Here is a 14,638-nt window from a genome sequence, read left to right as displayed (position 1 = left end):
TTATTCTTGAACGCCTAAAATTTTATCTATTGTATCTTTTGGGAAATCTCTTTCCTCTCTTACTGGTGGCTTTGCTTCTCCTTCTTCCTCATCAGTAAAATGCTTAAAGAGTTTTAGGTAATTGTTAAACTTTTCTGTTTCTTGAATAGCGAAATCTTTGTCATTATAAATCACTAAAATATCTACCAAACTTCTGTAACGTTCGATATCTGTAACTATTTCATCTAAATAACTTGTTTGGTTTTCAATAGAAAGTTCGCTCCAATAGGTTAGGTTTTCTTGATATTTTCTAGAAACTTCAGTATATAGTTTTCTTGCTTTCTCTTTGTTTCCAATTTCGTAATAGCCACTAATATAAGGCTCAAGAAGTGTGTAAAAACCAAATTTATCTACTGGCATTTTTTCCATAGCTAAATCTGCAATATTTTCAGCTTTATCAAGTTTATCTTCATTAATTAATTGCTCTAAAAGCCTCGCTAAGTTTCCTCTATAGGTGATTCCGTTTTTACGTGTTTCAACATCATGGTAAATTTTATCACTACCACTATTTCCCCAATCCCAAGACATGACTTTTTCATACATGAGATCTGTGTCTACGCGTCCCATATCAAAAGGATTAGCTCTATCAACTGAGGTTTTGATAGGTACTAGTTTATAGCATAAACCATCTAATTGCAGATAGTCTTTCATCCAAATATAGTCGTCGTCGCTAAACGCACCACCTGTGAAATAAATAGGTCTTTTCCAGTCATTATTGGCAATGATATCAAGCATTAACAATCTGTTTTTGTATAGTGCGCCTCCAGATATATTAATATCAATATAAGGTACTATTTTATCTGCATCTTTTTGTTTTACTATTCCGCTTTCTAAAACATTGTTTTTATCAACTGGAATGCGAACAAAAGAGGTAGGTAAATAATTAGAGTTTTGTAATTGTGGTGGATACCCATTAGGATCTTCACCTCGACGTTGCATTGCATATTTAAGACTGTACTTTGGATCGTCGTTAGAGATATAATTCATAAACTCTTTGATGTCCATAGTGTCTTTTGTGATTTCATATTTCATAATATAATCACGTGTACCATATTTATATTGATCATGTGTGAGTTGAGAAGGTATCGGGTCACTTTCGTAAGCTTTACGCTTCATTTGATCAATATACCAGTCAGTTTGAAATAAACTTGTGTTTACAACTCTAATGTCTGTTCGTACTCCTTCTATTTCTTGGAGGTACCACAGTGGGAAACTGTCGTTATCTCCAATTGTAAATAATATGGAATTTGGAGCGCAGGACTCTAGATATTTTCGAGCCATGGCTTGTGCGGTATATTTCTCTGATCTGTCATGATCGTCCCAGTTTTCCGCAGCTAAAATTCCTGGCACTAATAATAAACAGACAATTGTTATTGCTGGAGCTAGGAACTTGGAGCTGGTATATTTCCGAAGTAAATCAAAAATAGCATATACACCAAAGCCTATCCATATGGCAAATACGTAGAATGAACCTACGACAGAGTAGTCTCTCTCACGAGGCTCAAATGGTCTTACATTGGTGTAAAATTGAATGGCAAGTCCTGTAAATAGGAAAAACACCAGCAATACCCAAAACCGTTTAGGATCGCGACCCAATAGAAACAAAAAGCCAATTATTCCCAAAATTAGAGGGAGCATGTAATAGGTGTTTCTCGCTTTGTTATTTTTCACGTCACTTGGTAAATTGTCTTGTGACATGTTTAAATGTGCTTCGTCTATAAGGTCGATGCCACTTATCCAGTTACCGTGTAAGTCGTCATATCTTCCTTGTATATCATCTTGTCTTCCAGAGAAATTCCACATAAAATACCTCCAATACATGTAGCCTAATTGATAATCTAGCATGTAATAAAGGTTGTCTGCAATTGATGGTTTTTCAATGATTAGAAAATCTCTTCCAAACTGTTTTAAGAAACTATTGTAATCTTCATAATCAACTTTACCTTGGGCTACTTCATTTTTAAATTGGTTGACAAGCTGGCGCACTTGATTCTCCATTTGATATTCTGGTTTGATTCTAAAATCTAACAAACCGGTGAACATCATGTAATTTTCTGCGTGCTCTGTACTCCACATTCTTGGCAAGACAGATGCGTGTTTTGAGTTGTAGCGTTGCTCGGCGTTTTTCCAATCATTGACGATTACATATTCGCCTTTTTCTTCATCTTTTTCATATTTAGGTTTGGCATCTTTGTAAGGGTTGTTTTCATCTAAACCAGAATATTGGTCTGTAAACAATGGACCGTAAAATAAATGTGTTTCTGGATATTGTTCTAAGTTGTAATATGCCAGTAACTCTCTTGCGCTTGAAGGATTGTTTTCATTAATGATCACATTAGCATTTGCTCTAATAGGTAACATGATCCATGAAGAAAACCCGATAAAAATGAATATTAAGCAAAGTGTGAGTGTATTTGCAATTTTATAACCTTTGTCTCTTGTGTATTTTAATCCGAAATAGAACGCGGTAACGACTATGACTCCAGCGATGATTGATCCAGAATTAAATGGAAGCCCAATGGTGTTGACGAAGAAAATTTCCGAAGCACTAAAAAGTCTAAGTGCATTTGGAAGTAATAATTTGAAGATAAATAATAATATAGCTGCAGCAACAACATTGGCGATTATAAAGTTAAGTGCGGTTACGGTTTTATAATTTTTGAAATAATAGATTAAACCTAAGGCTGGTATAGTCAATAACCCCATGAAGTGAACTCCAAAAGAGAGACCTATAACAAAGGCAATTAAAATTAACCATCTATGCCCTCTAGGTTTCAACATGTCATTTTCCCATCTTAAACCGAGATAAAATAATATGGCCATTATTAGTGTTGCCATTGCATAAACTTCTGTCTCTACTGCATTAAACCAAAACGAATCTGTAAATGTGAAGGCTAAACTGCCTACTAAGGCGCTACCCAATATTGCGATATTTTGGTGTTTTGATAATGGGATGTATGTTATTTTGTTTGTGTTTTCTTGTTTTGGGCTAGCTACTCTTGCTAATTTAGTTAGCAAAATAGATATCGTCCAAAACATAAAAAGTATAGTAAATGCACTGGAAACTGCACTCATCATGTTAAGCATAGCTCCAATTTGTGAAGGTTCTAATGCAAACATTGAAAAAAATGCGCCCAACATTTGAAATAGAGGCGCTCCTGGTGGGTGACCAACTTGTAATTTTGAAGATGTAAGGATGTATTCTCCAGCATCCCAAAAACTTACGGTTGGTTCTATAGTAAGAGAATACGTGATTAATGCTACGGTAAAAGCAAACCATCCTAAAATGGTATTCCATTTCTTGAAGTTGAAATGTGTCATGAAACTAGTTTATTTAATGCGAGCGAATTTAACAATAAATATCAAAAACACTAGTGATTTTAAGTAAACGTTACCATTTTTTAATTATTTTCTAAAAAATTGTTTGTACAAATAAAACTTTGTTTTAAATTTGCACCCTCTTTAAGAGATTGGCCTATGGTGTAACTGGTAACACGTTGGTTTTTGGTACCAAAGAGTCTAGGTTCGAAACCTAGTGGGCCAACTAAAGCTGAAAATCCTGACTATTTTATAGTCGGGATTTTTCTTTTAAAAGCATTGTGCACCAATGTAGGTGCCACTAAGTGTGTGTTTTATCTTGCTAAGATTCCAATAATAAAATAAAAAAGTCCTTAAAAGTCATATCAACTCTCAAAGACTTTTTATTATAATCTCAATATTTTAATCTATATTTTAAAAGTAATAACTGGTCTTCTGGCATGATTGACCAAGTCTTCACTTATGCTTCCGTTAAAGAAGTGGGCAATACCCTGTCTGCCATGAGTGCTAATCCCAATTAAATCGGCATCAATAAATTTTGAAAAATTAAGAATACCTTTTTCTACAGATTCATCATTATAGATATTTACAGTATAATTTTTAAAATTATAATCCTTTATGAATTCACTAATTCTTTCATTAGCTTTTTGTGTAGTTGAAAAACTACTAGGAGTATTCACCATTAAAAGATGCAGTTTTGCATCAAACTCTTTAGCAAATTCTGTTGCTTGGCGATAAGTTTCTTTATTATCGTTTTTAAAGTCTGAAGCAAAAACAATATCATCAACACTAAAATCTGTATGGTCATTCTTAATGACCAAAACTGGTACATCTGAGTTTCGCACCGCTTTTTCTGCGTTAGATCCAATAAACATTTCTTTAATGCCACTCGCGCCATGAGATCCCATTGTGATCATTGTGATACCATGTTCTTTGCAAATTTCAGAAATACCATTAAATGAACCATCAGGTTTTACAATTTCGTGAACTGTAATACCTTCAAGGTAATCACTATTCATGATATCCTCAAACTTTTGATGTGCCATTCTCATAAAAAACATGACCTCAGGAACTTCGGCTTTTGAGCTAACAGCATCAATATCTTGCATGGGAATTTCTAACATATGCAATAAATAAATCTCACTGCCATGTTTTTTTGCTATTTGAGAAGCTACCTTTAATGCGTTTTCTGCCTCTTCGGAAAAATCTGTTGGAACTAATATTTTTTTCATGTGTATTGAATTGGTTTTATAGATATAAATTTAAGAATAAAAAACGAGACTTAATCACTTGTTGAAATCAATAAAAATGTTGTATATTTGCATCGTTGTTTGAAGAAAAAAGAATAATGAGCGGACGAAAAGTCCGCTCTTTTTATACTAAAAATGTTCAAAGAGACTGTAAAAAACTTATTAGAAGAAGGGTTAAACCATAGAAAAGATCTATTTTTAATAGACTTTGACGTGTTGCCAGATAATACAATCAAAGTCATAATTGATGGCGACAATGGTGTCTTGGTTGACGACTGTATTTTTATAAGTCGCGCAATTGAGAATAACTTAGATAGAGAAGAACAGGATTTCTCTTTAGAAGTTTTATCTGCTGGAGCAACAGCCCCTTTAGTTGAAAAGAGGCAGTATAAAAAGAATATTGGTAGAACACTTAAAGTGAACACAACAGATAATAAAGTTCATGAAGGCACTTTGGTAAATGCAAACGATGATCATGTTCTTTTAGAGTGGAAAACCAGAGAGGCTAAACCCGTGGGTAAAGGTAAAATAACAGTGAAAAAACAAGCAGAGATAGCTTATGATGCTATTTCAAAAGCTCAAGTTGTAATAAAATTTTAATTCATAATTATGGAAAATATTGCGTTAATTGATTCGTTTTCAGAATTTAAGGACGATAAATTAATAGATCGTGTAACGTTGATGGCAATTTTAGAGGATGTATTAAGAAATGCGTTGAAGAAGAAATATGGCGACGATGATAATTTTGACATTATTATAAACCCAGATAAAGGGGATTTAGAGATTTGGAGAAACAGAGTTGTGGTTGCAGATGATGAGGTTGAAGAGCCTAATCAAGAAATTGCATTATCTGAGGCGCAAAAAATCGAACCAGATTTTGAAGTAGGAGAAGATGTAGCAGAAGAAGTGAAATTAGTAGATTTAGGTCGTCGCTCTATTTTAGCATTACGCCAAAATTTAATTTCTAAAATTCATGAGCACGACAATACAAATATATATAAGCACTTTAAGGAACTAGAAGGAGAAATTTATTCTGCGGAAGTCCACCACATTCGCCATAGAGCAATCATCCTTTTAGATGACGATGGTAACGAGATCATTCTTCCGAAGGAAAAACAAATACCATCAGACTTTTTTAGAAAAGGAGAAAATGTAAGAGGTATCATAGAAAGTGTAGAATTAAAAGGAAACAAGCCAGCGATTATAATGTCTAGAACTGCACCAGCATTTTTAGAGAAATTATTTGAGCAGGAAATCCCTGAAGTTTTTGACGGTTTGATAACCGTTAAGCACGTGGTAAGAATACCAGGTGAGAAAGCTAAGGTAGCTGTAGATTCATACGATGATAGAATTGATCCTGTAGGAGCATGTGTAGGTATGAAGGGTTCCAGAATTCACGGTATTGTTCGTGAGTTAGGAAACGAGAATATTGATGTCATCAATTATACAAATAACATACAGTTATTCATTACCAGGGCATTAAGTCCTGCTAGAGTGACATCTATTAAGTTAGATGAAGAAAATAAACGTGCAGAAGTTTTATTAAAGCCAGAAGAAGTGTCTAAGGCTATTGGTAGAGGTGGTCACAATATTAGATTAGCTGGTAAATTGACCGGTTATGAAATTGATGTATTTAGAGAAGGTGCAGAAGAAGATGTAGAATTATCAGAATTCTCAGATGAAATCGAAGGATGGATCATTTCAGAATTTAGTAAAGCAGGATTAGATACTGCAAAAAGTATATTGGAGCAGGACGTTACAGATCTTGTCAAGCGTACAGATTTAGAAGAAGAAACAATTTTAGATGTTATAAGAATTCTAAAAGAAGAATTCGAAGAATAATCCGTTATGGCCTTGTCAAAGGCTATTTTGGTAGAATAGATTTTTAAGTTATATTACAAGCAATTTATGGCTCAAACTAGATTAAATAAAGTATTAAGGGAATTAAATATCTCTATAGATCGCGCTGTTGATTTTTTAGAATCAAAGGGCGTTGAAATAGAGAAGAGCCCTAATACAAAAATATCAGAAGAGGTTTATGGGATTCTTTCAAGTGAATTTCAAACTGATGCTAATAAAAAAGTTGCTTCTTTAGAAGTTAGCGAAGCAAAGCTAAAAGAAAAGGAAGAACTACGTGAGCAACGTGAGCGTGAATTAGAGGAAAAAGCTGCAAGAGAAGCCAAAAGTCGTGAAGTCGTAAAAGCCAAGGCTGAACTTACGGGTCCCAAACAAGTTGGTAAAATTGACTTAAATAAGAAGGCTGAAGAGGCAAAAGCGGAACCAGAAAAAGTAGAAAAAATTGAAAAAGTTGAGGAAGCTCCAGAAGTCAAAGAAGAGAAGAAAGTAGAGCCAGAGACAAAGAAGGTAGAGCCAGAACCATCTAAAGAGGTTAAGGATTCTAAAAAAGAGGATACTACAAAATCTAAACCTATTGAAAAGGCAGCTGATAGAGCAGCTACAGCAGATGAGAATAATCAAGAACCTGCTGAGGAGACTTTAAAAACACAATATAAAAAACTTTCAGGTCCAAAGATTGCTGGAGATAAAATTGATCTCTCACAATTTAAGAAGCCTAAGAAGAAAGAAGATAAAAAAGCGTCAGACGATAATAAAAAGAAAAGACGTAGAATTAGCAAAGGTCCATCCTCTGGAACAGACAATAGAACAACTAACAGAGGCGGAAACCAAAGAGGTGGTTACAAAGGCAAAAACCAAGCTGGCAAAAGAACATCTACGGTAAAAGCTGAGCCTAGTGCAGAAGAAGTACAAAAGCAAGTTCGTGAAACCTTAGAAAAGCTACAAGGCAAATCTAGTAAAGGTAAAGGAGCTAAATATAGAAGAGAGAAAAGAGATCAACATAGAGAGCAGACAGAAATTGATGCTCAAATAGAAGATGCAGAAAGCAAAATACTTAAAGTTACAGAGTTTGTAACTGCTAATGAGGTTGCTACGATGATGAATGTTTCTGTAACCGAAATTATTTCAGCATGTATGTCTCTTGGTATGATGGTAACTATGAACCAACGTTTAGATGCAGAAACCTTATCGGTTGTTGCAGATGAGTTTGGTTATAAAGTAGATTTCATCACTGCAGATATTGAAGAGTCTATAGAACAAGTTATAGATAAGGAAGAAGACTTAGAGCCACGTGCTCCAATCGTTACCGTTATGGGACACGTAGATCACGGTAAAACGTCACTTCTAGATTACATTAGAAAGGAAAACGTTATTGCAGGAGAGTCTGGTGGAATTACACAGCACATTGGTGCATATGGAGTTCAGTTAGATGGCGGACAGAAAATCGCATTCCTTGATACACCAGGTCACGAGGCCTTTACAGCCATGCGTGCTCGTGGTGCACAAGTAACAGATATTGCTATTATAGTTGTGGCAGCAGATGATTCTATCATGCCACAAACAAAAGAAGCAATCGCACACGCACAAGCTGCTGAAGTGCCAATTATATTTGCTATCAACAAAATTGATAAGCCTGGAGCAAACCCTGAAAAAGTTAAAGAAGGTTTAGCACAAATGAATCTTTTAGTTGAAGATTGGGGAGGAAAAATCCAATCGCATGATATTTCAGCAAAAAACGGTACTGGTGTTAAAGAATTATTAGAAAAAGTACTGCTTGAAGCCGAATTATTAGAGCTTAAGGCAAATCCAAATAAAAAAGCAACAGGTACTGTTGTAGAAGCATTCTTAGACAAAGGTCGAGGATATGTATCGACAATCTTAGTTCAAGCAGGAACCCTTAAAATTGGTGATTACGTATTAGCTGGTAAAAACAGTGGTAAGGTAAAAGCCATGCAGGATGAACGTGGTAAGGAAGTTAAGGTTGCAGGACCATCAACTCCAGTATCTATTTTAGGACTTGATGGAGCGCCACAAGCAGGTGATAAATTTAACGTTTTTGAAGATGAACGTGAAGCAAAACAAATTGCAGCAAAGCGTACGCAATTGCAACGTGAGCAGTCTGTTAGAACGCAACGTCATATTACTTTAGATGAAATAGGTCGTCGTATTGCACTTGGTGATTTCCAAGAATTAAATATCATCCTTAAAGGTGATGTGGACGGTTCTGTTGAAGCATTAACAGATTCATTCCAGAAATTATCAACGGAAGAGATACAGGTAAACATCATCCATAAAGGTGTTGGTGCCATTACAGAGAGTGACGTCTTGTTAGCAACAGCATCAGATGCTATTATAATAGGATTTAACGTGAGACCAATGGGTAATGCGCGTCAAATTGCAGATAACGAAGAAATTGATATCCGCACATACTCGATTATCTACGATGCTATTAACGATCTTAAAGACGCAATGGAAGGCATGTTGTCACCAGAGCTTAAAGAAGAAGTTACAGGTACCGCTGAGATTAGAGAAACATTTAAAATATCTAAAATTGGTACCATTGCGGGATGTATGGTCACAAACGGTAAAATTTACAGAAACTCTGGTATTCGATTAATCAGGGATGGTGTGGTAATTCACACAGGAGAATTATCATCATTAAAACGATTTAAAGATGATGCCAAGGAGGTGTCAAAAGGTTATGATTGTGGTCTGCAACTTAAAAATTACAACGACATCCAAGTTGATGATGTTTTAGAAGCGTTCCAAGAAGTAGAAGTAAAGAAGAAGCTTAAATAATTATTTTTCTTCGGAAATTTGAAAACTCAAAACTTATTTAAAATAAAAAAAGCAACTCGAAGGAGTTGCTTTTCTTTTACAATGTGATCGGTATTTTAATCCTCTTTTTTAGGCTCAAAAACCATTGCTTTAGAGAATTTCTTCTTAATTTTCAACAAAGCAATATCAGCTTCTAGGCGTGTACTGAAATTACCAACCCAAACTTTATAATTTGGCGTTTCATAAACCATTTCTGCAGGCCATTCTGCAAATGTGTTTTGAAAAGATTGTTTAAGTGATTCTGCCTTAGACCTAGATCCAAAATCTAATTGTATCTTGTATAAATCAACAGTTTTAACATCTTTTTTGTATTCTAGAAGCTTTGTGATGTCGCTATCTTGATCAATAGTAACCTCTCCGTCTTGAGCAAATAATTGATTTCCAGATACAAGGATCAGTATTAAAATTAGGGCTGTTTTTAAGTTCTTAAGTTTCATAAAAATTGAAATTTTGTACAAAGAAAACGTTTTTTTTTCACTGTTGTTTTAATACTTAAAAATAATAACTATTTTCGTTATAAATTATTATTTAGAATCCATATAAATTATCAATTAACACTTCGGTAACATTTCTAAAATGGACTATAAGTATTATTTTTGCATGAGATTTTAAAAACGTTTTTTCAATAACAATAATGAAAAAATCGTACCAAAGTTTAGAAGATAATTCAACTAACAATATGATACAGGTGATTTACCGTCAACTAGCCTCAAAGATTCCTTACTTAGGATTGGTTATTTTACTTACGTTTTCCACTTCACTTAATGCCCAAGAAGGTGATCCTGCAAAAGGAAAAACTTTATTCAATACTAATTGTGCGTCTTGTCATCAATTAGATAGAAAGATGACGGGTCCAGCACTTCGTAATGTTGAGTCGCGTTTAGAAGAAGAACAAGGGCTTGATAGAAACTGGTTAAACAAGTGGATTAGAAATAGTGCAGGCATGGTAAAATCTGGAGATGCTTATGCTAACCAGATTTACAATGAGTATAATGGAACTGCCATGACAGCGTTCCCTCAATTATCAGATCAAGATATTTCAGATATTTTAGCTTATACAGCACAACCTAAAGCTGATCCACCTCCACCTCCACCAGGAGAAGTGACAGATGGTGCTGGTCAAGGTGACGGTTCTTCAAACAAATTAATCCTAGGTGCTTTAGCGGTTTTATTTGCATTGTTAGCAATTGCTTTAATCTTAGTTAGAAAAACATTAAATCGTTTCGCGGGCGAAAAAGGAATAGAAACGGTTAAAAAAGATAAAAGTCTTCCAATTTGGAAAGCTTTCGTTCAAAATCAATTCTTGGTTTTGGTTACTGTAATTTTCTTCCTTTTAGCAAGTGCTTATTTTGTATATGGTTACTTGTCACAAATAGGAGTTGATCAAGGTTATGAGCCAGTGCAGCCAATTCATTACTCACATAGAATACATGCTGGAGAAAATGGTATTGATTGTAAATACTGTCACTCATCTGCAAGAGTAAGTAAGCATTCTGGTATTCCATCATTGAATATCTGTATGAACTGTCATAAATCTATTTATCAGGTTGCAGAGGAAACTCAGCAAGAAGGTATAAATGAGTATGGCGTTGATTATAATGCTGAAATCAAAAAACTTTATAAAGCGGTCGGTTGGGATGAAGCTGAACAAAAATATACAGGTAACACTGAACCAGTAAAATGGATTAGAATACATAATCTTCCAGATTTTGCTTATTTTAATCACTCACAACACGTTGAAGTTGCAGGAGTGCAGTGTCAAACATGTCACGGTCCAGTAGAAACGATGGAAGTAATGTACCAACATGCTCCATTAACAATGGGATGGTGTATAAATTGCCATAGAGAAACAAATGTAAATGTTACAGATAATGCGTATTACACAAAAATACATGAGGAATTATCTAAAAAATACGGTGTAGAAAATCTTACAGCTGCTCAAATGGGTGGTTTGGAATGTGGTAAGTGTCATTATTAAAAATAAGATTTTAGTAATTTTCACGACATCGGAAATGTCGTAAACAGAAATTAAAAAATTAAATAAGAAGTAATTCAATTATATAATATGTCATCAAACAAGAAATACTGGAAAAGTGTTGAAGAGCTAAAAGATAATAGCTCTATTGTTGAGACGCTAAAACAGAACGAATTTGTTCAAGAAATTCCTACAGATGAATTCTTAGGTAACAAAAAATCTCTTGAGTCATCGTCTACGACGCGTCGTGACTTTTTAAAGTATGTTGGTTTTAGTACTGCTGCTGCATCATTGGCAGCTTGTGAAGGACCAGTGATTAAATCAATTCCTTATGTTGTACAGCCAGAATCTATAATTCCTGGTGTTGCTAATTATTATGCAACTACAATTGCTAACGGATTTGATTTTGCCAGTGTTTTAGTTAAAACACGTGAAGGTCGTCCTATCAAAATTGAAAACAACAACTTAGCAAAAACACATAATGGTGCTAACGCAAGAGTTAACGCTTCTGTTTTAGGATTATATGATAACTTAAGAGTTAAGAGCCCAATGAAGGGTGATGCGGTCATCTCATGGGAAACTTTTGATTCTGAAACAAATCAAAAACTTACAGACATAAAGAATGGAGGTAAGGAGATTGTATTATTGACACAAACCTTTGCAAGTCCATCTACAACCAGATTGATTTCTGAATTTAAATCTAAATACGGAAATGTACGTCACGTTGTTTATGATGCGGTATCCGAATCTGCAACATTAGATGCTTTTGAAGGGAAATATGGAACTCGCGGAATGGCTAGTTACGATTTCTCTAAAGCAATGACTATTGTTTCAGTAGGAGCAGATTTCTTAGGTGATTGGCAAGGTGGAGGATTTGATTCAGGGTATGCGCAAGGACGTATTCCGAAGAACGGAAAAATGTCGCGCCACATCCAGTTTGAATCAAATATGTCTTTATCTGGTGCAAATGCAGATAAACGTGTACCATTAACGCCAAGTCAACAAAAACAAGTATTAGCAAAATTATATAGTTTAATAGTAGGTGGATCTGCGTCAACAGATTTACCAGAATCTATTAATGCAGCTGTTCAACAAGCAGCTTCAGAATTGGATAAAGCTGGAAGTAACGGAGTTTTAGTTACAGGTATTCAAGATGTAAATGCACAAACTGTCGCATTAGCAATCAATGAGAAACTCGGAAGTAAGGCTTTTGATTCTTCAACTCCTATTTTAACGAGACAAGGTAGTAATGAAGGGGTAACCAAATTAGTAGCAGATATGAAAGCTGGTCGCATTGGCGGTATCATCATGAGTGGTGTTAACCCAATGTACACACTTCCAAATGCTTCAGATTTTGCTGAAGGTCTCGAAAAAACAGAATTATCTATCGCTTTTTCATTAAAAGCAGACGAGACTGCAAAAGTGTCTCAATATATCGCTGCAGCACCTCATTACTTAGAGTCTTGGGGAGATGTAGAACTTAAGAAAGGGCATTTCAGTTTAATGCAACCAACTATTCGTCCTTTATTTGATACACGTCAATTTCAACAAGCATTATTAATGTGGACTGGAAGTGATCAAACATACCGCGAATATATCAAATCAGGATGGTCTGGTGGTTCGTTCAATAAAGCATTGCAAGATGGTGTTTACGTATCTGGAGCATTTTCAAGTGCACCAAATGGAGCGTCAACTACAACTACTTCGGAAACATCAACTGAATTAAAAGATAAAAAAGACAGAACATTCCTAGGAGGCGTTATTCATGACGTAGCTGTAGGAGTTGGAATTAAAGATGAAGATAAAGATGAGTTGGTAACAACAACATCGTCATCTACCACTTATGGGTCTAATGAGTCTACTGCTGTAACTGCGATTAGTGCAGGAACCGCAGCAAGAAACTTAGTATCTAGTGCTAAGTCTGAAGGTATGGAATTGTCGCTTTATACTAAAGTTGGTATGGGTGACGGTCAAGATGCTAACAACCCTTGGTTACAAGAATTTCCAGATCCTATTACAAGAACATCTTGGGATAATTATTTAACAATATCTGCAGCAGATGCAAAAGCAGCGGGATTAGAGAATATCCATGTAGCAACAGGAGCTTTAGATGGTAGCTATGCAGATGTTACAGTGAATGGTGTGACTGTTAAAAATGTGCCTGTAATTATTCAGCCAGGACAAGCTAGAGGTTCTATAGGCCTGTCATTAGGTTATGGTAGAACAGCAGGCTTAAAAGAAGAAATGATGACTGGTGTTAACGCTTACCCGTTATACCAAGATTTCAATACAACTCAAAACGTATCCATTAAAAAAGCAGCAGGAATGCATGAGTTTGCATGTGTACAGTTGCAAAACACATTAATGGGTCGTGGTGATATTATTAAAGAAACTACTTTAGAGATATTTAATACTTACGATAGTCAGGATCACAAAAATGGATGGAACAGAATCCCAATGGTATCATTAAACCATGAGGAAACACCTGTGACTTCTCCAGAAGTTGATTTATGGGATGAATTTGATCGCTCAATCGGTCACCATTTCAACCTATCTATAGATTTAAATGCTTGTACAGGATGTGGAGCATGTGTTATTGCTTGCCATGCAGAAAATAATGTACCAGTTGTAGGTAAAGAAGAAATTAGACGTAGTCGTGATATGCACTGGTTACGTATCGATAGATATTATTCTTCGGAAGATACTTTTTCTGAAGATGATACAAAAAAAGAAGAATTTTCTGGTCTTTGGGGAGATAAGGGATCATTATCAGGTTTTGGTGAATTAGAACATCCAGCAGATAATCCTCAAGTAGCGTTCCAACCGGTAATGTGTCAACACTGTAACCACGCACCTTGTGAGACTGTTTGCCCTGTGGCAGCATCATCACATGGTCGTCAAGGTCAAAACCACATGGCTTATAACCGTTGTGTAGGTACACGTTATTGTGCAAACAACTGTCCATATAAAGTACGTCGTTTCAACTGGTTCCTATATGCTCAAAATGATGAGTTCGATTACCATATGAATGATGATTTAGGTCGTATGGTGTTAAATCCAGATGTAACAGTTCGTTCTCGTGGAGTTATGGAGAAATGTTCTATGTGTATTCAAATGACACAAAAAACAATTCTTGATGCAAAACGTGATGGACGTGAAATAAAAGATGGTGAATTCCAAACAGCATGTTCTGCAGCTTGCAGTAGTGGAGCAATTAAGTTTGGTGACATTAATGATAAAGAAAGTGAAGTTGCAAAACTTAAAGAAGATGATCGTATGTATCACTTATTAGAAAGTGTGGGTACTAAGCCAAATGTGCAGTACCAGACTAAAGTGAGAAATACAACGGAAGCATAAAATT

8 protein-coding genes and 1 tRNA gene are annotated in these 14,638 nt (G+C 35.3%); 6 read left to right on the top strand and 3 right to left on the bottom strand.

All coding sequences use genetic code 11. The features are described 5' to 3' along the window. Positions 1 to 3,360 (bottom strand): DUF2723 domain-containing protein, encoded by a 3,360-nt coding sequence (locus GQ40_RS11240; protein WP_047548236.1) that lies wholly within the window; start codon positions 3,358 to 3,360, stop codon positions 1 to 3. 150 nt (positions 3,361 to 3,510) lie between these two features. On the opposite strand from GQ40_RS11240, the gene GQ40_RS11235 reads away from it, so the two are divergent. Further along, positions 3,511 to 3,583, top strand: a tRNA-Gln gene (locus tag GQ40_RS11235). A 181-nt stretch (positions 3,584 to 3,764) separates the two neighbouring features. Here GQ40_RS11235 and GQ40_RS11230 read toward each other — a convergent pair. Beyond that, positions 3,765 to 4,589 carry a universal stress protein gene (locus tag GQ40_RS11230; protein WP_047548233.1) on the bottom strand — a complete coding sequence of 275 codons (825 nt, stop codon included), beginning with the start codon at positions 4,587 to 4,589 and terminating at the stop codon, positions 3,765 to 3,767. Between the two features lie 153 nt (positions 4,590 to 4,742). On the opposite strand from GQ40_RS11230, the gene rimP reads away from it, so the two are divergent. From rimP to infB, 3 genes are all read left to right on the top strand, one after another. Continuing rightward, entirely contained in the window at positions 4,743 to 5,207 is a 465-nt protein-coding gene (gene rimP, locus GQ40_RS11225; protein WP_047548230.1) for a ribosome assembly cofactor RimP, read from the top strand. 9 nt (positions 5,208 to 5,216) lie between these two features. After that, on the top strand, positions 5,217 to 6,449 hold the full coding sequence (nusA, locus tag GQ40_RS11220) for a transcription termination factor NusA (RefSeq protein WP_047548228.1): 1,233 nt from the start codon (positions 5,217 to 5,219) through the stop codon (positions 6,447 to 6,449). 66 nt (positions 6,450 to 6,515) lie between these two features. Then, positions 6,516 to 9,263: a translation initiation factor IF-2 gene (gene infB, locus GQ40_RS11215; protein WP_047548226.1), complete on the top strand. Its 2,748-nt coding sequence runs from the start codon at positions 6,516 to 6,518 to the stop codon at positions 9,261 to 9,263. Between the two features lie 95 nt (positions 9,264 to 9,358). On the opposite strand, the gene GQ40_RS11210 is transcribed toward infB, so the two are convergent. Then, a complete protein-coding gene (locus GQ40_RS11210) occupies positions 9,359 to 9,739 on the bottom strand; it encodes an SPOR domain-containing protein (protein ID WP_047548224.1) in 381 nt (126 codons plus the stop codon). Positions 9,740 to 9,981: 242 nt separating this feature from the next. On the opposite strand from GQ40_RS11210, the gene GQ40_RS11205 reads away from it, so the two are divergent. Continuing rightward, positions 9,982 to 11,280, top strand: a complete 1,299-nt coding sequence (locus tag GQ40_RS11205) for a c-type cytochrome (RefSeq protein WP_047551875.1) — start codon at positions 9,982 to 9,984, stop codon at positions 11,278 to 11,280. An 87-nt stretch (positions 11,281 to 11,367) separates the two neighbouring features. Then, the gene (locus GQ40_RS11200; RefSeq protein WP_047548222.1) at positions 11,368 to 14,634 is read left to right on the top strand and encodes a TAT-variant-translocated molybdopterin oxidoreductase; all 3,267 of its coding nucleotides are present in this window, start codon (positions 11,368 to 11,370) and stop codon (positions 14,632 to 14,634) included. Positions 14,635 to 14,638 lie beyond the last annotated feature (4 nt).

Source organism: Psychroserpens sp. Hel_I_66 (genome assembly GCF_000799465.1).
In the GTDB taxonomy this organism is placed as follows: domain Bacteria; phylum Bacteroidota; class Bacteroidia; order Flavobacteriales; family Flavobacteriaceae; genus Psychroserpens.
Note: the sequence above shows the minus strand (reverse complement) of the source record. Positions and strands in the feature narration are given on the sequence as shown.